Source organism: Nocardia sp. NPDC051750, from assembly GCF_044453135.1.
Taxonomy (GTDB): Bacteria; Actinomycetota; Actinomycetes; order Mycobacteriales; family Mycobacteriaceae; genus Nocardia.
Map to the genome: position 1 here is coordinate 399,044 of NZ_JBITCK010000007.1, position 25,374 is coordinate 424,417.

Here is a 25,374-nt window from a genome sequence, read left to right on the forward strand (position 1 = left end):
CTCAGGCGACCAGCCGGTCGCGCAGCCGTGCCCGGAGATCCGGGCTGAAGCCCACCGCGGTGAGGTACGAATCGAAATCGCCGTGCAGCTCCGTGCTCGCCGCCAGGCCCGCGCGCAGGTATTCCTCGCGCACTTCGAGTACCGCCTGCGGCAGGTCCGCGCCGAACTCGTCTTTGAGCGAGGAGCGCAGTTCCGCCACGGCGTGGTTGCTGAGCAGATAGTCGGTGAGGATGTCCGATTCGTCGACCCCGACCGCCTGCAGCAGAGTGGCCACGGTCCAGCCGGTGCGGTCCTTACCGGCCGCGCAGTGCACCAGGACCGCGCCACGGTCGGCGACGATGGCTTGGGCCATCGACAGGATCGCCGCATGCGCCTCGGGCCGGGCCGGGAACTTCCGGTACACGTCCATCATGTAGGCCAGCGCCGCGCCCGGGCTGTCCTGGCGGCCCGCGCCGGCCTCGTGTGGCGGGGAGGTGCCCTTCCCGTCGTCGTACGGGGTGACGCGGAGCCGGACCTCCGGCGGCAGCCGGTCGGCGCCGGCGCGTTCGATCTCTCGATGTCCGCGCAGGTCGTGTACCGCGCCGACGCCGAGTTCCCGAAGGGTCGCGTGGCCGGTGTCGTCGAGGCGGCTGAGCTGGGCCGAGCGGAGCAGGACTCCGGGTCGGATCGTCCCGCCGCCGCGGACGGGCAGACCGCCGAGGTCTCGAAAGTTGAAGGTGCCGCTGATCCGGAGATGATCGGCGAGGGGAGAGCTGGTCACCGCATCAGGCTAACCGGCCGGGTCGGGCCCGCGTTGTGTGATCGCGCACAGCGGTCGGAGATCATCCGGGTGCGGTCGTAGACTTGCCGATGGCCTCTGCCCAGGTGGCGGCAGGTCGACGGCGACGCCGCGATCGCCGGGATGCCGTATGGACACTTCCCGGTTGCGGAGGGGTCACAAAACAGGCTTCGGGTACGGGTTTCCCGGCGTTACTGTTCTCAAACCCCGAAAACGTTTCTAATATTGAGATGACGGATTGGTTGGGCCGCAATTTCCCGACTCTGTGTCTACCGATCCGGCCGGCCGCTTCGGTGTCGGTGCTTATCGGTACCGAAGTGTGCGAGATGTTTGCCGAGGGAGCTTGCGTTGGGCGTACGTGGAGAAATAGCGGAGGGCCGGATGCGATCGGCCGTGCGTGCAGCGGTCGATAACGCTGACGCGGTGCTGGATATCACCGGGGTCCGGGCCTTGCGGGTGTTGTTACATGCCGGGGTGAGTGCCTATTGGCCGCTCGTCAAGTCCCGGCCGTTACAGCAGATCCACGCCTACGAGAAGACGGTGCAGACGCTGTGCCGGCACTGGGACTCGGGCGCCGATTATGTTCCCGATCCGGTGATTTCGGAACGCCAGCGCGTGCAGGAGAGTCACGTGGTGGAGTGGCTCGAGATGTGTGCGGATCGCTCCGGTACGCGCTGGATCGAGCCGATCGATTCGGTGGCCGGCTATGTCATCACCGTGGTGCAGGGGTCGGTGCTGCGGTGGCTGGCCGATTGTGACGACGAAGCGATCCTGGTGGCCTTCGACGACCTGGTGTCGAACCTGGTCACCCGGGCAGTCGACGCCTGATCTCCCGATAGAGCTGGACGTGTGACCAGTCCAATGGTTGAGTGGGCGGGGTGAGCGCGACCTCGCCGATTGCCTCGTTGGAGGCGGCCACCGCCGATCTCGAACCGCCGCTGGCCGCCGTGGACCTGGACACTCTCCGCGCCAACGCCGCGGACCTGGTACGCCGCGCCGCCGGCCGGCCACTGCGGGTGGCCAGCAAATCGGTGCGCTGCCGGGCGGTGCTCGCGGAGGTACTGGGCCCCGAACTGACGGCCGCGGGTGGTTTCGCGGGCATCATGTCCTACTCCCTGCCCGAGGCCATCTGGCTGGCCCGGGCCGGTGCCCGCGATGTGCTGCTGGGATACCCGACCGCCGACCGCGCTGCACTCGCCGAACTCGCCGGTGACACCGGGTTGCTCGACGCGATCACGCTGATGGTGGACGACGCCGCCCAGCTCGACCTGATCCGCGCGGCCGTGGGCAGCGATACGGTGGCCCCCCGGATCTGCCTGGATGTGGACGCTTCGCTGCGCATCGGACCTCTTCATCTAGGTGTGCGCCGCTCGCCCGTACGCACACCGGAACAGGCCGCGGCGTTGGCGGACCGAGCCCGAGCGGCCGGGTTCCGGGTGGTCGGGCTGATGACCTACGAGGCGCAGATCGCCGGACTACCGGATTCGTCGCTCGCGGTACGTCTCGTGAAGAAGGCCTCGGCGCGGGAGATCGAGCGACGCCGGGCCGCCGTGCTGGATGCCGTCACGGCGATCACCGGACCCTTGGAGATCGTCAACAGTGGGGGGACCGGTTCGGTCGAGCTCAGTGCCGCGGCGGCGGGGGTCACCGAGATCACTGCCGGCTCCGGGCTTTACGTACCGACCCTGTTCGACGACTACCGTTCCTTCCGGCCGCGGCCCGCGCTGTATTTCGCACTTCCCGTACTGCGCCGGCCCGCTTCCGATATCGCCACCGTTTTCGCCGGTGGATATATCGCGTCCGGTCCTGCGGGGTCGAGCAGAGTGCCGAAACCTGTGTGGCCCAAAGGTTTGCGACTACTCGGCACCGAGGGCGCCGGGGAGGTGCAGACACCGCTGTCGGGTGCGGGCGTGCCGGAAATCGGCGACCGCGTGTGGTTCCGCCACGCCAAGGCCGGTGAGCTGTGTGAACGTTTCGATCGGCTGTATCTGATCGACAGCGACGGCTCACGTGTCGCGGTACCCACCTATCGGGGTGAAGGGAAATGTTTCGGGTGATGTGCCGGCCGATATTCCGCAGTTCGCGAAAAATATCGGCAGCCGGGGTTTTCGGCGTTGTTCCGGCCGGACTTCCGATTCTTGCGGGGCCTGGTCCGATTCCGAATTCCTTGATTACAGCCGGATAAAACGCGAGAGCGCCGATAATTCGCCGAGTGTCTCCGGGAGGAATTCCGTCAGCAAGGGGGAGCGGACAATTATCGCGTGCCGGCGGGCCCGGCACAGGGCATCGTGCACCAGAGCGTCCGACAGCAGGGCGCCGACCGGGCCGGGCGCGTCCTCGGGGCTGGAGGTGGCCGGTGACACCAGCACGACGGCGGCTTCCCGGCCGCGGAACAGCTCCGGCGTGCCCACGAGCACCTCGTCGATACGGGCCCGGGACAAGTGGGTTCGGATCAGGCTCACCTGTGCCCGGTGCGGTGAGACGACGACGATATCGTGCGGTTGCAGCTGCCGGATACGGGACCCATCGTACCAGCGGCGGCCCAGCAGATCACGAATCCGCTGGAGTACCTCCCGGGCCTCGGCCTCGGCCGCGGTGGTGTTGCCGTGGTGTTCGACGAGCACGGTGGTGATACCGGGTTCGAGGGTCACGTCCGCATGCGGGGGCACCGGGGCGGCCCGCAGCCGGTCGTCGAAATAGAGGTGGGAGACGGGGTCGCTCACCTGTGGATGTATCCGGTGGGTTCGATCCAGGAAATAGCCGTGGGAAGCCGGCAGGGTGCGCCGTCCGCCGGTCAGCCAGGTGAGGGCCGGAACGTCCACCGGCTGCGGATGCGGGCCCGCTTCCGGCCGATACCGCTCGGCCGGGTCGCCGGTCAGCAGCAGATTACGGGCACTCACCGAGAGCGCCGCGGCCATCGCCAGGGACACGGTGTTCGCATCCGCGATCACCAGCAGATCCAGCGCGTCCCGCGGCACGCGGGCGGGATCGGTGAAATCATCCGGGGTGCCGCCCAATACGCAACCGCGGATCGCATTGGACAGGAACCGTGGATACCGGGCACTGTCGAGCACCAGCCATTCGGGCGCCACGGCCGCCGCATCGCTTTTCGCGACCAGTTCCGGCAGCACACCGGCCCGTACTATCGCGTCGAGAAGGTTCTCCACCGGGACAGAGGTGGGCGCGACGATACCGATCCGCCAGTTGTCCCGGATGACCAGTTCGGCAAGCACGTCGGCCAGGATGGCCGTGCGCCCGGTGCCGGTGGGCGCCTGCACGGCGAGGTAGGAGCGATCCAGCTCGCGCAATGTCGCGGTGATCGCTGCCGCCGGGCCGCCGTCGGCCGGCGGCAGACCCGGGTGCACCGACACCGGTGCGGCGGTTCGCGGGACGCCGGCCCCGGGCGCATCGGACGCGAATCCGGGTCCTGACGTAGCGGGCGTCGCGGATTCGAATGTGGGTGTCGTGGGTGCGGTGTTCGCGGTCGAGTGATCGTCCCCGGACGCGAGCCGAGCGGAATGACCGGATATCGGCGCGGCGGGCCGCCGGCCCGGTGCCTCGGGTGCGGATTCGTGGCCCGGTACGACCGGCGCGGTGGATTCGGCCGCGGATGTGGCGGCGCGAGGGCAGGCGGCCGAGTCGGCGGGGGAAGGCCGGTCGGATTCGGGAACGATGTGTTGACCGGGAGCGGTGATCGGGCCGGCTGTGGGGCCGGAACCTGCAGGTGGGGCGACAACTGGTCCGCGTGTTACGGAACCGAGGGCGGGGCGCAGGCGAGGTGGGCGGCGGGTGAGCAGGTCGAATACCGCGGTGTCCGGGAGGGCGGGCAGGGTCATGAGGAGCTGCTCGCCGATATCCTCCAGTGCCTCCGCCGCGGTGACCGGGAGGCCGGGCAGGGCCGGTGCCAGGGCGACCGGGAGTTCGTCGTGTGCCACGGCCCCGGGGGCCAGAGTTTCCTCCAGACGCACGGTATCGGTGAGATCGGCATCCATCGAACAGCCGAGGACCGTGGCCGGTCCGGTAGTCCGGATCGGCCGGGGAGCGCGGTGAACGGGTTCGTAGATGATGGACACGGCGGTGCCGGGGGCGAGACCGTTGCCGGTGAGCCGGCCGCTGAGCCGGAGGAAACGGCGCATCGTGTCCCCCGGGCCGATATGCCATTTCGTATCCACCACACAGGTATCGGCCACCATCACCCCGGGATCGGGCGACCACTCGGACAGCGGGTGGGTCAGCCGATCGATATGTGCCCACCAGGCCGACTGCTGTTCCCGGCGGTGGTATCCGAGCAGGGCGGCGGTCAGCGCGGCGATACGGTGCGGGTCCGGCGGCGCGCTTCGCAACTCCTGTTCGGACTCGGACGTTTCGGTCCCCGAGGTGGTTTCCAGCGAAGAGGCAGGCCGTGCCGCTGATTCGGGTCCCGAGGTCGTCCCAGGGTGAGGGGCCGGTTGTGCCGCTGTTCCGGTACCCGACGTGGTTTCGGGGGTGGGCGCCGGCTGTGCGGTATGGGGGCGAGTCACCGGCCCGGCAGCGTACTCGGCCAGCGCGGCTTCGGTGGGCGATGAACGCGCCGAGGGTGTTTCACGGAGCAGGCGGTCCAGGGCGCCGGTGCGTGCGCGGGGATACGGCGGGGCGGATTCGGTGGCTTCCTTGCGCAACCGGTCGGCAAGCCACAGTACGGCGGAACCCTCCGATTCGCTGGTGTGACCGCCGAGGACGGGCACCACCGCGTGCAGGGCGTAGGAGCGTGTGCCGAGCACCAGTGCGCCGCGCACGATCGGGTAGAGGTCCACCAGGGCGCCCGTCCGCAATAGCGCGTCCACGGTTTCTTCCCCGGTCCCGAGGCGTCCGCTGGTGTGCAGCAGCAGGGTCCGGGCGTCGGCGGTGTAGTGGAAGATATGCAGGTCGGGGTCGGCCAGCAGCGGTTCGGTCAGTGCGGCGAGCAGATCGGTGAAGGCCCGGCGGGCTCCGTCGCGCAGGGTTGTGTGGTGCTGCGGGGTGCGTTGCCCGGCCGGTGGTTCCAGCGGGAGTTCGCAGGTCAGCCGGATGGCTTCGCGGGAGGCCACCACTACCCGGAGTCGATCCGGGGCCACCTGCCGGGTGTGCAGTGCCAGATCACCCGGCGTGGCGGGGGGAAGCATATCCAGGGCGGCGGGGTCGGACGGTAGCCATTCGCCGCGGCCGGAATGTTCCTGCCGGAGTTGGACAACCGCCTGGGCTCGCAGCCGGGTGAGGACGTGCCCGGGGATCTCCGGCGGGGTTACCGTGCGGGTGGTGAGCCGGTCGATGGTGCTGATTCCCGCCGCTCGTAATCGGCTCCGGGTGGCCGGATCCATCCCGGCGACCAGCAGCAGATCGCGGGCCTCGGCGGCGGCAGCGGTGCAGACGGTGCAGCGGCCGCAGGCCCGGAAGCGCGGATCGCCCCACTGCACCGGCAGGAGTTCGGTCGAATGCTCGTCCAGGATCTGCTGCATCCGCCGCCGGCCGGCCCGGTACACCGGTTGCGCGTCGGCGAGGTCGACGGTGTGGGTTTCGGTACCGGCGTGGATCTGCAGCCGCAGATCGACCGGTATGGACAGCGCCTCGAGGACTTGTGCACCGGCGCTGAGCCGCAGCGCAGTGGCCACCCTCTGTGCCGGCCCGGGGGCGGCTCCGTGTAGCCGGAGCCCGAGCGGAGTCCGCGTGACGAGGTCCACGCGGGTGAAGAAGTCACCGTCGAAGAAGACCGGGCCGAGAACGGCCGGGGCCCCGGCGCGTACCGCGGCGACGGATGCGGTGTGTGCGGCCGCGAGTGCGCCGAGCGGGTCGGCGTGGTCGCCGGGCGGGGGCAGCTCCACCACGCCGGCGCCGTGCCGCAGTCGAATCTCAGTGCGCAGCCGGTCGAACTCCGCATGCCCGGCGGCGTTGCTCACCAGTGCGGCGAAATGACCGAAACCGCTTGTATCAGTGGGTGTCCCGCTCTCGGCGGGGGCGACGGTGCCCAGTTCGGCGTCGAGTGCGCGCAGCAGCGCGAATTCACAGCGCGCTGCGCGCTCCAGATCCGTGGCGCCACACACCACCCGATCACCGACAACGAACACCCACGGCCCTCCTGCGACCCAGTGACACACCCGGCGGGCGCGGGCGCGCGCACCGGACGCGGCCCACTGTAATCACCGCCTCCGACCTGGTGGTACGGACCGTGGATTCTACGAGCGCGGTTTGCGGCGCTCTTGGCGTTTCGGACCGTCGCGGCGGGGGCCACGGCCGATCGAGCGATGTCCGGGCGGGCCGGAATCGAGCTGCAACTGGATCAGCACACCGCTGATCCGGGTGCGCCGCAGCGCTTCCAGGGTCTCCGGCGGCAGCTGGGCCGGGAGTTCCACCAGGCTGTGATCGGGCCGGATACTGATATGCCCGAAATCGCTGCGCCGGAGGCCGCCTTCGTTGGCGATCGCGCCCACGATCGCGCCCGGCACCACCCGATGCCGTTTGCCGACGCTGATGCGATAGGTGGCCAGTTCGGCGCCGGTGCCGCGATGCCGGCTCGGGCCGCCGCGATCCTCGAATCCGCCCTCGTCGAACTGGCGCGGTGCGCGTTCCCGGCGCGGGCGTTCCACCGGCTCCGGTTCGGGTTCGAGGAAGAAGCTCTCGCCGTCCTGTCCGGCGACCGCGAGGGCCGCGGCGATATCGGCCAGCGGTGTGTTGTGCTCCTGCTCGTAGTCCTCGATGAGCTTGCGGAACAGCGACAGATTGTCCGAGCTGAGATTCTCGGTGATGGCGTCGCCGAATTTCGCGACCCGCTGCGCGTTCACATCGTCCACGCTCGGCAGCTGCATCTCGGTCAGCGGGTGGCGGGTGGCGCGCTCGATGGATTTGAGCAGATGGCGTTCCCGGGGCGCAACGAACAGCAGAGCCTCGCCGCTACGGCCGGCGCGACCGGTGCGGCCGATCCGGTGCACATAGGACTCGGTGTCGTGCGGGATGTCGTAGTTCACCACATGCGAGATGCGGTCCACATCGAGGCCGCGGGCCGCGACATCGGTGGCCACCAGGATGTCCAGCGTGCCCGCTTTCAGCTGGCCGATGGTGCGCTCGCGTTGTGCCTGGGCGATATCACCGTTGATCGCCGCGGCGGAGAATCCACGGGCCCGCAGCTTCTCGGCCAGCTCTTCGGTGGCCTGCTTGGTGCGCACGAAGATGATCATGGCCTCGAACGCCTCGACCTCGAGGATCCGGGTCAGCGCGTCGAGTTTGCGCTGGTGCGATACCAGTACCCAGCGCTGGCTGATATTGGTGGCGGTGCTGGTCTTCGACTTGACCGTGATCTCGACCGGTTCGCGCAGATACTGCTTGGAGATCTTGCGGATCGCGGCCGGCATGGTGGCCGAGAACAACGCCACCTGCTTCTGCGCCGGGGTATCGGCGAGGATGCGTTCGACATCCTCCTGGAAACCCATCTTCAGCATCTCGTCGGCCTCGTCGAGCACCAGGTAGCGCAGCTGGGACAGATCCAGCGTGCCCTTCTCCAGATGGTCGATCACCCGGCCGGGGGTGCCCACCACGACCTGCGCGCCACGGCGCAGACCGGAGAGCTGCACCCCGTAGCTCTGGCCGCCGTAGATCGGCAGGACATGGGTGTTGGGCATATGCGTGGCATAACGGCCGAATGCCTCGGCGACCTGGATGGCGAGTTCCCGGGTCGGCGCCAGCACCAGGGCGGCGGGCTGTTTGCCGACGGGACGCTCCTCCAGCAGACCCATCAGAATCGGGATCGCGAAGGCCGCCGTCTTCCCGGTACCGGTCTGCGCGAGACCCACCACATCCGCGCCTTCCAGCAGCGGGGGGATGGTCGCCGCCTGGATGGGGGAGGGAGATTCGTAGCCGACATCGGCGATGGCCGAGAGGATTCGGTCATCGATCCCGAGATCGGCGAAGGACGGTCCGGCGGATTCGGCGTTTTCGGCTGTGATGTCGCCAGGGTCTCCGCCGAGGCTGTCGTCGCCCTGATTGGTGCTCATTGACCAGGAGTTTACTGGTACGGCCTGGTCGTCCGCCGCACCGGGCCATACGGTGTCAGCATGGATGCCGACGCCGCCGATCAGCCGCCTGCGGACGCTACGGATCTCGCCGTGGTCCAGTTCGCACCCCATATCGATATCGACGCGAACCTTGCGGCGCTCACCGGCCAGGTGCGTACCGCGGCCGACCAGGGCGCGCGGATGGTGGTCGCCCCGGAGTACTCGATGTTCGCCCTGGGCCGGCTGGACGAGCGGTTGCGCGCGGCCGCGCAGCCGCTCGACGGGCCGTTCGTCGCCGCACTGGGCGAGCTCGCGGCCGCCACCGGCGTGCACCTGGTGGCCGGAATGGTCGAGACGACCGAACCGGACGACGGCCGGATCTACAACACCCTGGTCGTCCTGGGTCCCGACGGTGCGCTGCGCACGCACTACCGCAAGGTGCATCTCTACGACGCCTTCGGGCAGCGCGAATCGGAGGTCGTGCGCCCCGGGCCGCTCACCGACCCGCCCCTGTTCACCGCCGAGGGTCTGACGTTCGGCCTGCAAACCTGCTTCGACCTGCGCTTTCCGGAGGGCTTCCGGCGGCTGGCCGCCGCCGGCGCGCAGGTGCTGCTGCTCCCGGCGCAGTGGATCCCGGGTCCGGGCAAGGTCGACCAATGGACCACGCTGCTGCGGGCCCGGGCGATCGAGAACACCGTCTATCTGGCGGCGGCCGACCAGTGCGGGCCGCGGGGCGCCGGTTCCTCCATGATCATCGACCCGGCCGGCCGGGTGCTCCAGGAACTGGCCGATGAACCGGGAATGGCCCTGGCCCGGCTCGAGCCGGACCTGCTGGAGCAGGTCCGCCGGAAAAATCCGAGCCTCGCGCTGCGCAGGTTCACCGTGGGCGCGCCGGAGACGAGTAGCGTCGGAGGGTAATGCTCTATGCCGATCGCGTGTCTGCCGGGCGTGCGCTGGGAAGCGAACTGACGCACCTGCGTACGGCGGATCCGCTGGTGCTGGGCCTGCCGCGCGGCGGTGTCCCGGTGGCGGCGGCAGTGCACGAGGTGATCGGCGGCGACCTCGATATCCTGCTGATCCGCAAACTGGGGGTGCCCTGGCAGCCCGAACTGGCGGCGGGGGCGATCGGGGAACACGGGGTCCGGGTGATCAACACCGATGTCGTGCGCCAGACCGGGCTGGATCCCGCGCGACTGGACGCGATCGAAGCGGAGGAGCGCGAAGAATTGGCGCGGCGCAGCGTGGTCTGGCGGGGCGATATCGCGCCCATCCCGCTGCGGGGTCGCACCGTGGTGATCGTCGACGACGGTATCGCCACGGGTGCGTCCGTCGTCGTGGCATGCCGGGTGGCCCGCGCTCAGGAACCCCGGTGGCTCGTGGTGGCGGTGCCGGTCTCGGCCCCGGAAGCCCTACCGCGGATTCGAGCCGAAGCCGACGAAGTGGTGTGCCCGCTGGCACCGTCGGCCCTGGCCGGGGTGGGCGGCGCCTATCGCGATTTCCATCAACTCGCCGACGCGGAGGTCACCGAGTTGCTCCGGCCGGACACCCGCTGAGCGATCGGCGGGGTCCGGCCGGAGTGCGGACTACAGCTCCGGCTGCGCGTAGTCACCGACCCGGGCGGTGAGAATCCGCAGATGCTCCAGGCTGCTGCCGAGGGTGCGCTCGACCGCGGTCAGCCGGGCCACATAGTGACCCACCGGGTATTCGGAGGTGACCCCGATACCGCCGTGCATCTGGATCGCTTCCTGCCCGATGTGCCGGGCCGAGCGGCTCAGCTGCAACCGGGCCCGGGAGGCGAGCACCGGGTCGCCCGGGGCGTCGACCAGCGAGGCGGTCAGGTAGTAGCTCATACTGCGGGCCAGTTCGAGCGAGACGTACATATTCGCGGCGCGCTGGGTCAGCGTCTGGAACTTCGACAGCGTCACCCCGAACTGTTTACGGGTCTTCAGATAGTCGGTGGTCAGCCGCAGCGACTCCTCCATCGCCCCGACCGACTCGGCACACAGACCCGCCTGGGCCTGGACGAGCACCGCGTTCACGGTCGCGGTGGCATCGTCGGCGGTGCCCAGCAGTTCCGCCGGCGCCCCGGCGAATTCCACCTGGGCCCCGCGCAGGCCGTCGACCGTCGCGAACGGGGTCCGGGTCACTCCGGTGGCGTCCGCCGCAACCAGGAACAATCCGAGACCGCCGCCCGGCAGCGTCGCGCTGACCACCAGTTCGTCGGCGCAGTCACCGTGCGGTACCGGATTCTTGACACCGGTCAGGACGTAGGCATCGCCCTGAGCCGTGGCGGTGGTCTCGATGGCGTGATCGGGCCAGCGGGTACCGGGCTCCCCGTGCGCGAAGGCGAGCAGTTTCGACCCGGCGGCCACCTCCGGCAGGATCCGCTGCCGCTGGTCGGCGGTACCGGCCGCACTGATCAGACCGCCCGGCACCAGCACCGCGTCCAGCAGCGGTTCCGGCGCCAGCCGGCGCCCGATCTCCTCGAGCACCAGCATGGTCTCCACCGGACCCGCGTCCATCCCGCCGTCCTTCTCGGCGAAGCTCAGTCCGAGCACACCCAGTTCGGCGAGCTGACCCCAGACCTCCCGGCTCCAGCCCAGGTCGGTACCGGTGACGGCGATCCGGGCTTCCGGGTCGTAGTGGCGATTGAGCAGGTCACGCACCGTATCGCGGAGCATGACCTGTTCATCGGTGAGATCGAAATCCATAACCTGACCTCACAATCCGAGGATCGAGGAGGCGATGATGGTGCGCTGCACCTCGCTGGAACCTCCGTAGATGGTTGTCTTGCGGTAATTGAGATAGCTCGGACCGGTGCGCTGCGCCCATTCCGGCGAGGCGATATCCCCGGCGCCGACCGGCAGGGCATCCGGTCCGGCGATATCGAGCAGGAGTTCGGTCGCGGCCTGCTGCAGTTCCGAACCGCGCATCTTCAGCACCGACGAGACCGGGTTCGGCTTACCCTCGGCCGAATTGGACACGACCCGCAATTGGGTCAGTTCCAGCGCGAGCAGCTCGTTCTCCAGTTCGGCGATCCGGGCCGCGAACAGCGGATCCTCGAGCAGGGTTCCCGAACCGGACTTGGTGGCGGCCGCGTATTCCTTGGCCACCCCGATCTTCACCTTGGTCCGGCCGACGGCGGTGATACCGGTGCGTTCGTTGCCGAGCAGGAACTTGGCGTAGGTCCAGCCCATGTTCTCCTCGCCGACCAGCTGGTCGGCGGGGACGCGCACGTTCTCGAAGAAGACCTCGTTGACCTCGTAGCCGCCGTCGATGAGTTTGATCGGGCGGATGGTCACGCCGGGCGATTTCACGTCGAAGAGCAGGAAGGAGATCCCGGCCTGCTTCTTCGGGGCGTTCGGGTCGGTGCGGACCAGGCAGAAGATCCAGTCGGCCCACTGGGCCAGGGTGGTCCAGATCTTCTGGCCGTTGACGATGTAGGAGTCGCCGTCGCGGACCGCGGTGGTGCGCAGTGAGGCCAGGTCCGAGCCCGCATCGGGTTCGGAGAAGCCCTGGCACCACCAGATGTCCAGGTTGGCGGTGGCGGGCAGGAAGCGTTTCTTGAGTTCTTCGGAGCCGAACTGCGCGATCACCGGGCCGACCATGGTGGCGTTGAAGGTCAGCGGATCCGGCACGCTGGCCAGCTGCATCTCGTCCTGCCACAGATGCCGCTGCATCGGGGTCCAGTCCTTACCGCCCCATTCCACCGGCCAGTTCGGCACGGCCAGGCCGTGCGCGTTGAGGGCCTGATGCGCCGTCACGACGTCCTCGCGGGACAGCTCGTGACCGTACTTCACGCGTTCCCGGATCTCGGCGGGGATCGCCGTGGAGTAGACCTTCCGCAGCTGGTCGCGGAAGGCGACCTCGTCGGGAGACAGAGTTAATTTCATACACATCTCCAAATATGTCTCGATTGTCCCGCATCGAATTTACACCCATGACCAATCGTGCCGCGTCGAGTGCATCACATGCACCCGTGATGGACCGTCGATCAGCCCAGCCGAGAGGAGAGTGTGACCAGGCGGTGTCCACCTGAGGCTGGTACCTTGCAGCGGTGGGCGGGGGATAGCCGGCGGGTCCGGCACGCCATCGCCGCGAGCGGATATAGGGAGTTCAGCAGTGCACAACGGAATCGTCGCGCGTACCGCGGCCACGGCGGCCGCCCTCGGTATCAGCGCCGCGCTCACATTCACCACGCCGGCGGCAGCCGCCCCCGAACCCACGCCCGGCGAAGCGGCGCTGATCGCGCTCACCGAGCAGACCGCCGGCGATCCGGCAGCTCGTCCCGGGGTCGACGCCCTGCGCAGCTACCACGACATCGTGGCGGCCAGCGAGATCAGCGATGTTTCCCTCTACGCCCCCTTCGTCTACGCGGCCCCCACCTTCGGCTGCGGTAGCAACGGGGTCATCACCACCACCTTCGCGGCCGGTACCTCCAACGGCCCCAGCTCGAACCTGCACGGCGTCCCCGGCACGCTGACCTTCCACGCCACTCCCCGGCACTCCGGAATCCCGCAGGCCTCGGGCATTGTGGTCGCCTGGATCAATATCAACAACGGTCGCGCCGGGCTCGATACGCTCAGCGATGTCACCGAGTTCGGTACGCCGTCGCTGTCCCGGACCGTGAACAGCGGGCCGGGTACCGTCCTCGCCTCGATGTGGGGAACCATCACCTACCCCGGCGCGCTCTGTGTGATGACGCCCACGGTCGGACTGTTCACCGTTCCGGACGCGCCGGCCGCCGCGCCCGTCCCGGTACCGGACGCGGCTGTCCCGCCGCCGGCCCCCGCACCTGCACCGCAGTCGGCACCGGCCGCTCCCGGACAGCCTGCTCCCGCTCCGTAGCCCGCTCCCGCAACGAATCCGCAGCCGGCACCCGCGTCGGTGTAGGCACCCGGCTACCCGCGCGGTACAGCGTCGCCCGCAAAGCCGGTGACACTCCGGCGCGCGTTCCCGTGAGCGCTGCCTCGGCAGAGCCTCCACGGCGAGGCAGGATGTGGTCGTCCCGCATATTTCTTTGCCAGAATTCGGTCATGGGGTTTTTCGATGGCTCGTGCGGCCGGCTGCACTATCGGGACCGGCCCGTCGACGGCGCCCGCGCTGCTCTGGCGCTATTGCCCGGTTCGGGGCAGCACAGTGGGCACTATCACGAATTCGCGCGCCGGCTGAATACCGCGGGCCTCGCGGTCTGGACGCTGGATGCGGCCGGGCAAGGGCTCAGTGAGGGCGATCCCGACCGGCCGGCCGGATTGGCCGCTCTGGTGGACGACGCGGTGCGTTTCGTGGAACTGGTGCGGGATCGGACACCGGATCTCCCGCTGACACTCATGGGACATTCGCTCGGCGCCATCACGGCACTTGCCGCCCTCGGTGCCGCCCGGCCGGTTCCCGCCGCCGGGGACCAGGCAACACCCGTCGAGTACCCGGTCGGCACGGCGCTGGATGCGGGAGCGCTGACCGGCCTGGTGCTGTGCGGGACGCCGCCGCGTGCGCTCGGTAGCGCACCGGAAGAGGCCGCGCCGCTGCCGCGAGTGCTGGCTGTGCACGGAGTCGACGACCGGCGGGCGCCGATCGAGGCGGTTCGCGAGTGGGCGCGCCGGCACAGTTCGGTGGAACTGCGCGAATATCCGGATGCCGGGCACGATCTGCTGCACGAGCGCGTGCGCGGCCGGGTCACGGCGGATATCGTGCAGTGGACGCAGGAGAACGTCGCGGGGTCGGCGCGGCGGATGTGAGACGCGCTGAGCGACAGCGAACCACGGACGCTGAGCGACAGCGGAACAAGCACGCTGAGTGGAAGCGGAAACAGGAAGGGGGTCCGGCGATGCAGCCGAATACTATTGCCGCGCTCGGCTCGGCCGTCGAAGACGGGCAGCTGTGGATCGACGGGGTGTTGGTCGCGGAGGGAGCGCCCGAACGGTGCGCGGTGCGCTACGAGCAGCTCGCCGATCAGGTGGACGCGCAGATCGAATCCCTCACCGGGGCGCTCACCCTGCCGGGGTTCGGCGGGTTCGCCTCCGGCGCGGCGCTGCGCGGCGGGTTCGAGGGGAAGGCCGGCGACGCCATCGCGGCCCTGCGTGATTACGCGGGCGCGGCACGGCAGCTCGCGCATACCTTCCGGATCGCCGCGGCCGCGTACCAGCAGGCCGATACCGAGGTGGCGGCCGCGCTCGGCACCACCTCGGCCACGGTGTCGGGGGTGTCCGGTGCGTGAGCTGCCGCGAACCGGGTTGCGTGGCGCCCATGATCGCGTGGACCCCGACTATGCGCCGACCGTCGAAATATTCGACAACCTCACCCACGATCAGATCCACGCCGGTGTCTCGCTGCTGAACCCGTCGGTGCTGCAGACCGGCCGCCAGCTCTGGCAGGGTGCGGCCACCGGACTGAACGACGCTGTCGCGGAGGCGCATACCGAGATCCGCGGTGCCATCGCCGACGGCTGGCGCGGCGCGGCCGCGGGGATGGCCGGGGCGGCGGTCCGGGATTTCGAGGCCGCGGGACGGCAACTCGCCGATGTCCTGGCCACGGTCGCCGGGCGGCTCGGGCAGGCCGGCGATGCCGCGGAAACGCTGCGCGCCGGTGTTGCCGAACCATCCGGTGCCGAACCGGATCTCGCGGCGGCGTTGCTGGATCCCCATGCGGCCACCGGCAATATCGCGGCACAGCGCGCAGCCGACGACGAACGTGCCGACGCCGTCCGGGTGATGGAGAGCGTCTATACCGGTGCTTTCATCCCGACCGGTGCACAGGTGCCCGCTTTCCCCGGCCTGTCCGATCAGCAGTCCGGTCCCTCGGGAGCACCGGCGGCGCCCGCTGCCCCCGGCGCTACCACCCCTGGCCCGAATATGCCGGTGGGGCAAACGGTCTCGTTCGCCACGCCGGAAGCCGTGACTGCTCCGGCAGGGGAGCAGAGCCCCGGGCCGGCAAAAGACGATCCGGACCGTCCCGGCGTGCCGGTGGTCGCCGGTACCCCGTCCCCCGCGGCGGCGGCACCGGCCCCGGTGGACCAGCCGCAGGCGACCACCACCGCCGGAACCGAACTGCCGGCTTCCGCCCCCACCGCTCCGGCCACGGTTCCGTCCGCCGCCGGCCCACCCGTGGCGCCCGCTACGGCATCGGGTGGTCCGGTATTCGCCGCCCCCGTCCGTCCGGCCGCGTCCAGCGCCGATGACGACCGCAAACGTCAGGAGCAGCAACATCATTCGAGTGGTGAGGCGATCACCGGAATGGGTGCGGGCGCGATCGGCGGCATGATGGGCGGGGCGATGGCGGCCGATACCGTTCGTTCCGGTGCGCCGGTTGCCCCGGTCCGCGTGGAACGGAGCACCGACGAAGACGACGAACTGCACTTCGCCGACGAAGACCTCACCTTCCTGGAACCGTCCGACGCGGGTGGGCAATTGATCGGTGCCCTGGATCCGACCACGCCGCCGGTCCTGGGTGAGTGGACCGAAGCGGAGTGAACTGGATCCTCACCCCGGACCAGTTCGCCCTGGCTTGGGAACGGACGGTCGGCGACCGCATCCCCTACCCGCTGGCGGTGCGGTTGTCGGCCCGGGATTCCGCCGAGCGCACCGCGCAACTGCCGGCGTTACGGCACTGGTGCGCCAACACCCTCGACGCCGATCTGGAGGCCGCGTTACGGGTGCTGGCCGGACCGGAGGTGAGCGTGGCCGTATTCGGGCAGGACGGTACCGGTGCGCCCCTCGCCCGGGTTCTGGGTGCGTCGGCCGGTCATATCGGGGTCGTGGCCACCCAGCGTCAGGGCACCGAACCTGACCGCGGCGGTGAAATACGTATCGCGGCAGGCGCGGCCACCTCGCTGCCCGTGCGGGTGATCGCCGCGCTGCCCGGTGCCCCCGCCGGGACCGGTGAGCGGTTGCGTGCACCGCGTGCCGAGGTTCTCCGCGACAGCCGCGACAGAGTGACCGTGCCGGTCTCCGGCCCCGCGGTGCCGACCCGTATCCGGATGCGTTTGAAGCAGCCGCGTGACGGTATCGGCCAACTCGTCGTCTCCGTGCACCGCCCGGCCCGAACCGATCCGTTCGGGGTGCTGTGCTGGATCGATATCGCGGGAGACGGCCGGTATGCGATCCACACCGGCAAAATTGTCGATATCGCCGCCGTGGACGCCGAGCGATTCACGAACTCGCTGCGGCCCATGGTGACCGGCGCGCAGCGGGCGGTGGCCTACGCCGAACTCTGACAGCGTGTCTGCTGCTCGCGTGCGAGTTACCGGATCCGTTCGTCACGGTCGTGGCCGGCCCACGGCTCGATCGGGGTGAACGTCGGCCCCGCAGGCACGCTCGATCCGGCGGCCGCGCCGGTCAGTAGCCGAAGTTCAGGGGCGCCGTCGGAACGATGGTGACAGGCGGGACGGGGGTGGTACCGGGCGCGGTGGATTCCGGGGCGTAGGTGTCGGGAGCGGCCGTCTGCGGCGCGGTGGTCTCGGGAGTGGTGGCTGCCGGCGAGGTGGTCTCGGCTGTCGGAGACGGGAACACGTAGGGCGCGGTCTGCTCGGTTTCCGATGCCGGTGGAACCAGGGTGGTGCGGGCCGGTTCCGTGCCCGGAGTGGGCTGTCTGCCCGGAGTCGCGGGTCCGGTTGTCGGTTCGGGCGTGGCCGGCGGTTCGGAGGTGGGTGCGGGTGCCGGCTCCGCGGCGCTTTCGGTCGGCACACCGGGGACGGGAGTGGGGACCGGGGATTCGCGATGTGCGGGTTCGATTTCCGGAGCGGGAAGTGACGTGGTGGCCGAGTCCGGACCCGGTGTGGCCGACAGCGTGGGGCGGCGAGTGGTGGACTCGTCCTCGTCCGGCGAATCACCGGGGCCGGTCGACTGGGGCGCCGAGGAGGTGACCGAGATCTGGTATTCCGGCGGAAGCGTGCGCCGTGGCGGCGGTTCGGGGGCCATCCGCCAGCTGGGGGACGGCGGAATCAGGACCTGGGCCACCGTGGTGGAGGTCGGGTCCGCGTAGCCCGCCTGCTCGACGGCCTGGGGGCCGGAGTGGATCGGTGGTGGTGGTACATACGTGTCTTCCTGACCGATCCCGCACGCGCCGATGAACACCAGCCCGAGGGATACCGCGCCCGCGGCGGCCAGTGGACCGGCGACCTTCGTTTTGCTGTCCATCGGTGACGCTCCTGTGATATGTCAGTGGCCTCACCTTAATCGAGGGTGTCTGCCGGAACCAGCCCCCGCCCTGCCGATTCCGCTGGTTACCGGTGTATAGCGCACGCTCAGGGCCATGTTTCAGATATCGAATTGATATCGGCCGCGTGTCGCGGGCTTGTGTTGCGTAACAATCGTCGGGTTGTGGCCGTAGCTTATGTTGCTGAAGTGACACATGGGACGCCGGACTTGTCCGGTGCCGATGTACTGCAGTGGTAGGCGCGACGTGATTTCCGGATCGGCGCCATCGAGGAGTAGATGATGGGAGACCAGACCACCGCCACCGACCTGCCAGGCGCAGTGGAGGTATCCGATATGCGGGAGGCGGATGTGGAGCCCGTGGATTCCGGTTCGCCCGGTACCGGCTCGACGGTGGGCAGAGTATGTGGCTGGCTGGTTTTCGCCGGCGGGCTGGGCGCGGCGGGCTACGGTATCGCGACGCTGCACGTGGTGATCAGTGTTGTCGGTCTCATCCTCGCTTGTACCGCGGGCTTGACGCTGCTCAAATTGCGGGCCGACGGTCCCGGGCCCGAGCCTGAGGTCGGTATCGCGGGCTGACCGGGTTCGCCTCTCGCTGCCCCGGGCCGGATCGGAAGTGGGGTTGTCGCGCGATCGGCCGACCGGCCGTTTCTCATATCGCGGAGACACTTCGACCGCGCCGTGCGCACTGAGTGGGACACGTGTCCGATCACTATTATGGATACGTGACCGAAAGGTAGCGGGCGATTTTCGGTCGCTGATGACCGGCCCGGCTCGGTAATTGGACGTTTGCCCGACTCGACCTTCCTCGGTACTTTGGGCTCCGGTCGGGACGGATCAGGAGGAAAACAGAAGATGATCGAAGCCGGGTCCGCGGTCCTGAATCTGGCGAATCTCGTGACGTCGATTGCCGCGAATGTGACCTACATCTTGCAAGCCTGGGGAGTTCTCTGAGTGTTTGCCGAGAGTACGGCGGGGCGTCCGATGGGCGCCCCGCCGTACTGCGTTCAGCGACCGGTCCCACCGCCGGGTCCGCCGATGAGCACCTCGCGAAACCGCCGGGGCGTGCGCGGCGGCCCGCCCGGGCAGATAACGTATGCGGCAACGTGCATCACCACCACATGAGCGAGTCGGGCACGGAGGCGGTAGCGCGGCGTAACGACGCGGGGCCCCTCGCTCATGTGCACAGAGCACGGCCGCCCGAGAGGAGACATAGTGCCCCAGCAGGTTCGAGGTGTTATCGCCCGCAGTTCCGGCGCCCCGGTCGAACTGGTCCCGATCGTCATTCCCGATCCCGGCCCGCATGACGTGGTGGTGCGGATCCAGGCCTGCGGGGTGTGCCACACCGACCTGACCTACCGCGAAGGCGGGATCAACGACGAGTTCCCGTTCCTGCTCGGCCACGAGGCGGCCGGTGTGGTGGAAACGGTCGGTTCGGCGGTCACCCACGTCGAGACCGGTGATTTCGTGATCCTGAACTGGCGTGCGGTCTGCGGCCGGTGCCGGGCCTGTAAACGCGGGCGTCCCTGGTACTGCTTCGACACCTTCAATGCCAGTGTCCCGATGACGCTCGAGGATGGAACCGAGCTGACGCCCGCACTCGGTATCGGCGCGTTCGCCGATAAGACCCTGGTGCACGAGGGGCAGTGCACCAAGGTCGATCCGGATACCGACCCGGCCGTCGCCGGACTGCTGGGCTGCGGTGTCATGGCGGGTCTGGGTGCCGCCGTGAACACCGGGAATGTCGGCCGTGGCGATTCGGTGGCCGTATTCGGTTGCGGCGGGGTGGGCGACGCCGCGATCGCCGGCGCCCGGCTGGCGGGGGCGGGCACCGTCATCGCCGTGGACACCGACGCCAGCAAGCTCGACTGGGCCCGCGACCTCGGCGCCACACATACCGTCGACGCCTCCGCCACGGACGCGGTCGCCGCAATCCAGGAGCTCACCGGCGGTTTCGGCGCCGACGTGGTGATCGACGCGGTCGGCCGCCCGGAAACCTGGAAGCAGGCCTTCTACGCCCGCGACCTGGCCGGCACCGTCGTACTCGTCGGTGTGCCGACTCCCGATATGACGCTCGAGATGCCGCTGATCGATTTCTTCAGCCGCGGCGGCGCCCTGAAATCCTCCTGGTACGGCGACTGCCTGCCCGAACGCGACTTCCCGATGCTGATCGACCTGTACCGCCAGGGCCGGCTGCCACTGGACAAATTCGTGACCGAGCGGATCGGCCTGGACGCCGTCGAGCAGGCGTTCCATACGATGCACGGCGGAGCGGTGCTGCGCTCGGTGGTGGTCCTGTGACTGTGCGCGTGGAACGGGTCGTCACCGAGGGGCAGTTCTGTCTCGACGGCGGTTGCTGGGATGTGGCGAACAATATCTGGCTGGTCGGCGACGACAGCGAGGTCCTTATCATCGATGCGGCGCATGACGCGCAGCCGATCCTGGAGGCAGTGGCCGGCCGCCGGGTGACGGCGATCGTCTGCACCCACGCCCACAACGATCACGTGACGGTCGCGCCGACACTGTCGGCGGCCACGGGCGCCCCGATCCATCTCCATCCGGACGACGATGTGCTCTGGGCACAGACCCATCCGGGCGTCGAGTACCGTGCCTTGTCCGACGGCGAGACCGTCGAGGTAGGCGGCGCGCAGCTGCGGGTAGTGCACACACCGGGCCATTCACCGGGATCCTGCTGCCTCCACCTGGCGGACGCCGGTGTGGTGTTCAGCGGCGATACGTTGTTCGAGGGTGGCCCGGGTGCGACCGGACGGTCCTACTCGGACTATCCGACCATCCTGTCCTCCATCAACGACCGGTTGTTCGCGCTCCCGGACGAGACGGTCGTGCACACCGGCCACGGCCCGGACACCACACTCGGCGCCGAACGCGCCAACGTCCCCGCTGCCCCGTAGCGCCGGCAGGTCCCGGAGTCCGGGGATTCTGGCTTTGCCACCAGGTAAAAGCAGTGTGGCGCAGGATATCAGCGCTCTGCCGCTGGACGTGTGGGATCGTCAGGCGCGGGGTTCCAGGATGAAGACGGGGATCTTGCGGTCGGTCCACGACTGGTAGTTGTCGAAATCCGCGTACAGTTCGAGCAGTTTCGGCCACAGCCGGTCGCGTTCGGCGTCGTCGGCGACCCGGGCTCGGACCGGGAGGTGGTCCTTGCCGATCTGGACCGTGGTGTCCGGGGCGGCGAGGAGGTTGTAGTACCACTGCGGGTTCTTCGGGAGTCCTCCCTGGGAGGCGACGATGACGATGTTCGCGTCGTCACGCAGGTACAGCAGCGGGATCGTGAACTGCTTACCCGATTTGCGGCCGGTGTGTTCCAGCAGCAGCGTGGGGACCGGTTTGCGGAACCCCGACCCGACGCGCCAGGTTCCGCCGATCCGGCCACCGGTACGCTTGTACGCCCATGTGTTGACCTTGGACATGTACTTGATGACGGTGGGTACCAGGGACGAGTCGAGTTGTTTGGGTCGGTCCATAGCAGCTTCCGCAACTTTCTTCCGCTGTTCAGCGCAGGATCAACAGCGCCGATTTTTCGATGAGGTCGGCAATATCGGCGTAGGAGGCATAGCCCATGCCCGCCCGGACCAGTGCGCCCGCGTAGACCAGTTCGAGGGAGACCACCACATCAGGGTCGGGATCGGGGGCGAGGGCGCGTTCGATCCGGGTGCGTATCTCCAGGCCGATCCGCGCCCGCAGGTGGGCCACATCGGGGTCGCGGCCCAGCAGGGCGCTGGTGACCGCCCCGGAGACCTCCTGCTCATCGGCGACCAGCAGGGCGATGGTGCGCAATTCGGCCACCACCCGCACCGTGGGGTCGGGATCTTCGAGGGCCGGCGCCGGTGTGGCCACCAGCCGCCGCCAGAAGATCTCGGCGACCAGATGTTCCTTCGACGAGAAATAGGTGTATGCGGTGGCGGTGCCGACACCGGCCGCGGCGGCGACCATCCGGATGGTCATCCCCGCGAACCCCTCGCGCGCCAGCACCTCCACCGCAGCCTTCGTCAGTTTGTCGACCGTATCGGCCTGTTTCGCGGACAGGCGGCGACGGGTCGCTTCGACGACGGCAGGTTCACCTTCGGACATGTGTCTGAATGTACCGTTTCAGTTCTTCGCGGCGGCAATCCCGGCCCGGCGGCCGTAGAAGCTGCCGTCGCCCAGTGAGGTTCCGCTGGCGTAACCGCCCGCGCAGACACCGGAGGTGCAGCGGCCCGCGGCGAACAGCCCGGGGATCGGTGCACCACCGACGTGCAGTACCCGCGAATCCAGATCCGTGCGCAGGCCACCGAGGGTGAATCCCGCGGTGAATCCACGCATATCGAACGCGGCGAAGGGGCCCTCGAGCTGTTTGGTCCACTCCGGCTTCTTCCCGAGTAGCGGGTCCTGTCCGTTCGCGGCGTGCTTGTTGTACAGCTCGACGGTGGTCTGCAGGGCGAGTTCGGGCAGGCCCATATCGGATTCGAGTTCGGCGATGGTTTCCGCGGCCCAGGTCGGCGGCTGGCGGAAGAACGGGGTGGAGGTCTCGGTGGTCAGCGATTCCTCGTAGGCGGCCTCGCCGATGATCAGATAGGCCTGGTTGTCCTGGTGGAACAGGGTCATCTGGCCGATCCGGCCGGGGTAGGTGTCCTCCGGGACGTAGCGCTGCCCGCGGCCGTTGACGAGGATGCCGCGCACCAGCATCTGCGGGTCACCGAAAAAGGCGACCTCGGTGGCGTCCATATGCGCCAGGTCGGCGCCGAGGGCTTGGGCCACCCGGATCGCGATACCGTCGTGCTCCTCGATGGCGGCGCCCGGACGCCCGATGAGGCGCGGTGCGAACCCCTCGATCATCTGATCGTGGTAGGCGAAACTACCGGTGGCCAGCACGACCCCGCGCTCGGCGCGGATGGTCAGCTCTTTGCCGTACTGTTTGGCGACCACACCGACCACCCGGTCGCCGTCGACGACCAGCCGTTGGATTCGGGTGTCGTATTCGGCCGCGACACCGAGTTTTTCGGCGGTTTCGGCGAGCGGTTTCATCAGCATGTAGCCGCCACCCTTGGATCCGGTCCGCTTGTTGCTCATCTGCGGCACATGGCCGCGCGGCGCCGGATCGGCGACGGTGTTGAACGGGGCGGCATTTTCTCCGCCGGAATACATCAGGCCCTCGTCGTGCGGGGGTTCCCAGCCGGGTTCGCCCCAGAATTCCTCTTTGAAGGGAACGCCGTTGGCTACCAGCCATTCGTAGTGCTCGACGCTGCCGCGGCAGTAGTCGGCGATCTTGTCTCGGTCGACACCGGGACCCAGCGCGGCGACCATGAATTTCTCCATGTTCTCCGGGCTGTCCTCGAAACCCAGTGCGCGCTGCAGCGGTGTTCCGCCGCCGAGATAGATGAACCCGCCGGCCAGCGCCGCCGCCCCGCCCCAGCCGCTGGTGCGTTCCAGGATCAGTACGCTCGCCCCGGCCCGCGCAGCTTCGATCGAGGCACAGACCCCGGCGATTCCGTACCCGGCGACCACGACATCCGTGGTGCGGTCCCACTCGGTGACCTCGCCGGCGGACAGCGGGCGGAGGGTGGTGGCGTCGGCCATTATTCGGATTCCTTACTGTCGTTCTGCACCGCAGGCCCCTGCGGAGCCGCAGTGGTCGCACCGTGCTGCCCGGCGGCTGCAGTCTGCTGCCCGGCAGCGGTGACACTGTGCTCGGCGATGGTGTCACGCGGCGCCTGCCCGGTGCTGTCGCCGTCTCGCTGAGCGGAGACCGCACCCTGCCGCGCGGCGGCGATCTCGCCCTGGCCCACACCGAGGCCGTCGCCCAACCCGGTCAGCGCGAGTTCGGCCAGCGGCAGTTCGGCACCGATCCGGCTGCCGAGTTCCAGCGCCAGGGACAGGTCCTTCTCACCGAGTTGGCGGACGTGGGTGAGGATCGGCAACCAGAAATCGCCCTCTTCGATGGGCGCGGTGGTATCGCGGAGCATGATCGAACCCGCCCCGCCGGTCACCGCGTCGGAGTGGCGGACCACTTTGCCCAGTTTCGTGATATCGAGCCCGGCGGCCTCGGCCAGCCGTTGCGCCTCGGTAGCGGCGGTGAACGAGATGAAATGCAGCAGGTTGCGGGCCAGCTTCATCCGGGTACCGGCCCCGACCTCGCCGGCGTGGACGACCAGGTCGGCGAAGCAGCCGAAGGGTTCCCGCACCGTGGCCACGGCCTGCTCGGAGCCCCCGATCATCACCGCCAGCCGGCCGTTGTTCGCCCCCGCGGCGCCACCGCTGATCGGCGCGTCGACCAGATCCACGCCGCGTTCGGCGCACAGCCGGGCGAATTCCACCGCCGATTCGTCGCCGATCGTGGAATGTACCGCGACCACGGTGCCCGGTGCGGCGGTGCTCAGCACGCCCTTCTCACCGGTCAGGACTGTTCGTACCTGCTGGTCGTTGACCACCGCGATACAGACGACGCCGCATTTCGCCGCGAGTTCGGCCGGGCTGCCGGCAGCCTCGGCGCCCGCGTCGGTGAAGGGCTCCAGAGCCTCGGGCCGGGTATCGCAGACGGTGAGCCCACCGGACCAGTCCAGCAGCTTCTTCGCCATCGGCGCGCCCATATCGCCCAGGCCGATGAAGCCGACTCGGGTGCTGCCGCCCGCGCTCATCAGCGGATCACCTGACCGCCGTCGACGCAGAAGATCTGCCCGGTGACCCATTTGGCGTCATCGGAGAGCAGATACAGCAGGGCGCCGGCCATATCCTCGGGCGTGCCCATCCGCTTGAGCGGCAGGCGGTTCACCATATCCTTGACCATGCTCTCGGGCGTGGTCGTCTTGGTGGCTTCGGTATCGGTGGGGCCGGGCGCGATCGCGTTGATCCGGATATTCGACCCGCCGAGTTCGGTCGCCAGCTGCTGGGTCAGGCCGTTGATCCCGACCTTGGCCAGCCCGTAGAAACCGCTGTACACCCAGGCGGCCGTCGATGACTGGTTGACGATCGAACCGCCGCCGTTGGCCGCCATGTTCTCCCAGACCGCGCGGGTCATCACCAGCGCGCCGTCGAGGTTCACCGACATGAACTTCTTGTAGTAGTCCCACGGCACGGTGAGCAGCAGATCGAGTTTCATCCCGCCGTAGATGGCGGCGTTGTTGACCAGATGGTCGATCTTGCCGTATTTCTCGACGGTGAAATCGGCCAGCGCCTTGGCCGATTCGGGATCGGAGACGTCGACCGGATGGAACGACGCGGTGCCGCCGTCGGCGACGATCTTCTCGGCGACGGCCGTACCGCCCTCGACATTCAGATCGGCGACGACGACGGACGCGCCTTCGGCGGCCAGCGACTGCGCGTAGACCTCGCCGATACCGCGTGCGGCTCCGGTGACGATGGCGGACCTGCCGGTGAAACGAGCCATGGGATCGAGCTCCTCGCTGCTAGGGAAAGCCTGGTGGGGAAGTATTTTCAGGTCTACTGC

General features: G+C 68.8%; 22 protein-coding genes and 1 pseudogene. 12 read left to right on the forward strand and 11 right to left on the reverse strand.

Annotated elements, in window-relative coordinates:
* Nucleotide 1 precedes the first annotated feature (1 nt).
* A complete protein-coding gene (locus ACIA75_RS29780) occupies nt 2-760 on the reverse strand; it encodes a tyrosine-protein phosphatase (RefSeq protein WP_397109864.1) in 759 nt (252 codons plus the stop codon).
* 399 nt (nt 761-1,159) lie between these two features.
* Between ACIA75_RS29780 and ACIA75_RS29785 the strand changes: the two genes are divergently transcribed.
* Both ACIA75_RS29785 and ACIA75_RS29790 read left to right on the forward strand, forming a co-directional pair.
* On the forward strand, nt 1,160-1,606 hold the full coding sequence (locus ACIA75_RS29785) for a TetR family transcriptional regulator (RefSeq protein WP_397109866.1): 447 nt from the start codon (nt 1,160-1,162) through the stop codon (nt 1,604-1,606).
* A gap of 41 nt (nt 1,607-1,647) precedes the next feature.
* Entirely contained in the window at nt 1,648-2,835 is a 1,188-nt protein-coding gene (locus tag ACIA75_RS29790; RefSeq protein ID WP_397109868.1) for an amino acid deaminase/aldolase, read from the forward strand.
* 114 nt (nt 2,836-2,949) lie between these two features.
* On the opposite strand, the gene ACIA75_RS29795 is transcribed toward ACIA75_RS29790, so the two are convergent.
* Entirely contained in the window at nt 2,950-6,858 is a 3,909-nt protein-coding gene (locus ACIA75_RS29795; protein WP_397109870.1) for an AAA domain-containing protein, read from the reverse strand.
* A 108-nt stretch (nt 6,859-6,966) separates the two neighbouring features.
* Nucleotides 6,967-8,778 carry a DEAD/DEAH box helicase gene (locus ACIA75_RS29800; protein WP_397109872.1) on the reverse strand — a complete coding sequence of 604 codons (1,812 nt, stop codon included), beginning with the start codon at nt 8,776-8,778 and terminating at the stop codon, nt 6,967-6,969.
* Nucleotides 8,779-8,838: 60 nt separating this feature from the next.
* On the opposite strand from ACIA75_RS29800, the gene ACIA75_RS29805 reads away from it, so the two are divergent.
* Nucleotides 8,839-9,696: a carbon-nitrogen hydrolase family protein gene (locus ACIA75_RS29805; RefSeq protein ID WP_397109874.1), complete on the forward strand. Its 858-nt coding sequence runs from the start codon at nt 8,839-8,841 to the stop codon at nt 9,694-9,696.
* Nucleotides 9,696-10,331, forward strand: coding sequence for a phosphoribosyltransferase (locus tag ACIA75_RS29810; protein WP_397109876.1), 636 nt, complete (start codon nt 9,696-9,698; stop codon nt 10,329-10,331). The genes ACIA75_RS29805 and ACIA75_RS29810 overlap by 1 nt, the downstream gene beginning before the upstream one ends.
* 30 nt (nt 10,332-10,361) lie before the next feature.
* On the opposite strand, the gene ACIA75_RS29815 is transcribed toward ACIA75_RS29810, so the two are convergent.
* Nucleotides 10,362-11,489, reverse strand: a complete 1,128-nt coding sequence (locus tag ACIA75_RS29815) for an acyl-CoA dehydrogenase family protein (protein WP_397109878.1) — start codon at nt 11,487-11,489, stop codon at nt 10,362-10,364.
* 9 nt (nt 11,490-11,498) lie between these two features.
* Nucleotides 11,499-12,671 carry an acyl-CoA dehydrogenase family protein gene (locus tag ACIA75_RS29820; RefSeq protein WP_397109880.1) on the reverse strand — a complete coding sequence of 391 codons (1,173 nt, stop codon included), beginning with the start codon at nt 12,669-12,671 and terminating at the stop codon, nt 11,499-11,501.
* A gap of 229 nt (nt 12,672-12,900) precedes the next feature.
* On the opposite strand from ACIA75_RS29820, the gene ACIA75_RS29825 reads away from it, so the two are divergent.
* From ACIA75_RS29825 to ACIA75_RS29845, 5 genes are all read left to right on the forward strand, one after another.
* Nucleotides 12,901-13,626, forward strand: coding sequence for a hypothetical protein (locus ACIA75_RS29825; RefSeq protein ID WP_397109882.1), 726 nt, complete (start codon nt 12,901-12,903; stop codon nt 13,624-13,626).
* A 188-nt stretch (nt 13,627-13,814) separates the two neighbouring features.
* The gene (locus ACIA75_RS29830; protein WP_397109884.1) at nt 13,815-14,516 is read left to right on the forward strand and encodes an alpha/beta hydrolase; all 702 of its coding nucleotides are present in this window, start codon (nt 13,815-13,817) and stop codon (nt 14,514-14,516) included.
* Nucleotides 14,517-14,605: 89 nt separating this feature from the next.
* Nucleotides 14,606-14,995 (forward strand): hypothetical protein, encoded by a 390-nt coding sequence (locus ACIA75_RS29835; protein WP_397109886.1) that lies wholly within the window; start codon nt 14,606-14,608, stop codon nt 14,993-14,995.
* The gene (locus ACIA75_RS29840) at nt 14,988-16,247 is read left to right on the forward strand and encodes a hypothetical protein (protein ID WP_397109888.1); all 1,260 of its coding nucleotides are present in this window, start codon (nt 14,988-14,990) and stop codon (nt 16,245-16,247) included. The genes ACIA75_RS29835 and ACIA75_RS29840 overlap by 8 nt, the downstream gene beginning before the upstream one ends.
* Nucleotides 16,244-16,990 carry an ESX secretion-associated protein EspG gene (locus ACIA75_RS29845; protein WP_397109890.1) on the forward strand — a complete coding sequence of 249 codons (747 nt, stop codon included), beginning with the start codon at nt 16,244-16,246 and terminating at the stop codon, nt 16,988-16,990. Before ACIA75_RS29840 ends, ACIA75_RS29845 begins: the two co-directional genes overlap by 4 nt.
* A gap of 121 nt (nt 16,991-17,111) precedes the next feature.
* Here the strand turns inward: ACIA75_RS29845 and ACIA75_RS29850 are convergent, their stop codons facing one another.
* Nucleotides 17,112-17,912 (reverse strand): hypothetical protein, encoded by an 801-nt coding sequence (locus ACIA75_RS29850; RefSeq protein ID WP_397109892.1) that lies wholly within the window; start codon nt 17,910-17,912, stop codon nt 17,112-17,114.
* Nucleotides 17,913-18,212: 300 nt separating this feature from the next.
* Between ACIA75_RS29850 and ACIA75_RS29855 the strand changes: the two genes are divergently transcribed.
* The 3 genes from ACIA75_RS29855 to ACIA75_RS29865 all read left to right on the forward strand — a co-directional run bounded on the left by ACIA75_RS29855 (nt 18,213) and on the right by ACIA75_RS29865 (nt 20,842).
* Entirely contained in the window at nt 18,213-18,509 is a 297-nt protein-coding gene (locus tag ACIA75_RS29855; protein ID WP_397109894.1) for a hypothetical protein, read from the forward strand.
* A 636-nt stretch (nt 18,510-19,145) separates the two neighbouring features.
* The gene (locus ACIA75_RS29860) at nt 19,146-20,231 is read left to right on the forward strand and encodes an S-(hydroxymethyl)mycothiol dehydrogenase (RefSeq protein ID WP_397109896.1); all 1,086 of its coding nucleotides are present in this window, start codon (nt 19,146-19,148) and stop codon (nt 20,229-20,231) included.
* Entirely contained in the window at nt 20,228-20,842 is a 615-nt protein-coding gene (locus ACIA75_RS29865) for an MBL fold metallo-hydrolase (protein ID WP_397109898.1), read from the forward strand. The genes ACIA75_RS29860 and ACIA75_RS29865 overlap by 4 nt, the downstream gene beginning before the upstream one ends.
* A gap of 99 nt (nt 20,843-20,941) precedes the next feature.
* Here ACIA75_RS29865 and ACIA75_RS29870 read toward each other — a convergent pair whose 3' ends face one another.
* From ACIA75_RS29870 to ACIA75_RS29890, 5 genes and pseudogenes are all read right to left on the reverse strand, one after another.
* Nucleotides 20,942-21,415 carry a nitroreductase family deazaflavin-dependent oxidoreductase gene (locus ACIA75_RS29870; RefSeq protein WP_397109900.1) on the reverse strand — a complete coding sequence of 158 codons (474 nt, stop codon included), beginning with the start codon at nt 21,413-21,415 and terminating at the stop codon, nt 20,942-20,944.
* 28 nt (nt 21,416-21,443) lie between these two features.
* Nucleotides 21,444-22,022, reverse strand: a complete 579-nt coding sequence (locus ACIA75_RS29875) for a TetR/AcrR family transcriptional regulator (RefSeq protein ID WP_397109902.1) — start codon at nt 22,020-22,022, stop codon at nt 21,444-21,446.
* An 18-nt stretch (nt 22,023-22,040) separates the two neighbouring features.
* Nucleotides 22,041-23,507, reverse strand: coding sequence for an FAD-dependent oxidoreductase (locus ACIA75_RS29880; protein ID WP_397109904.1), 1,467 nt, complete (start codon nt 23,505-23,507; stop codon nt 22,041-22,043).
* A gap of 179 nt (nt 23,508-23,686) precedes the next feature.
* Nucleotides 23,687-24,565: pseudogene (locus ACIA75_RS29885) on the reverse strand (NAD(P)-dependent oxidoreductase); the annotation flags it as partial.
* Entirely contained in the window at nt 24,565-25,314 is a 750-nt protein-coding gene (locus ACIA75_RS29890) for an SDR family oxidoreductase (RefSeq protein WP_397109906.1), read from the reverse strand. The gene ACIA75_RS29890 and the pseudogene ACIA75_RS29885, both read right to left, overlap by 1 nt.
* Nucleotides 25,315-25,374: the final 60 nt, after the last annotated feature.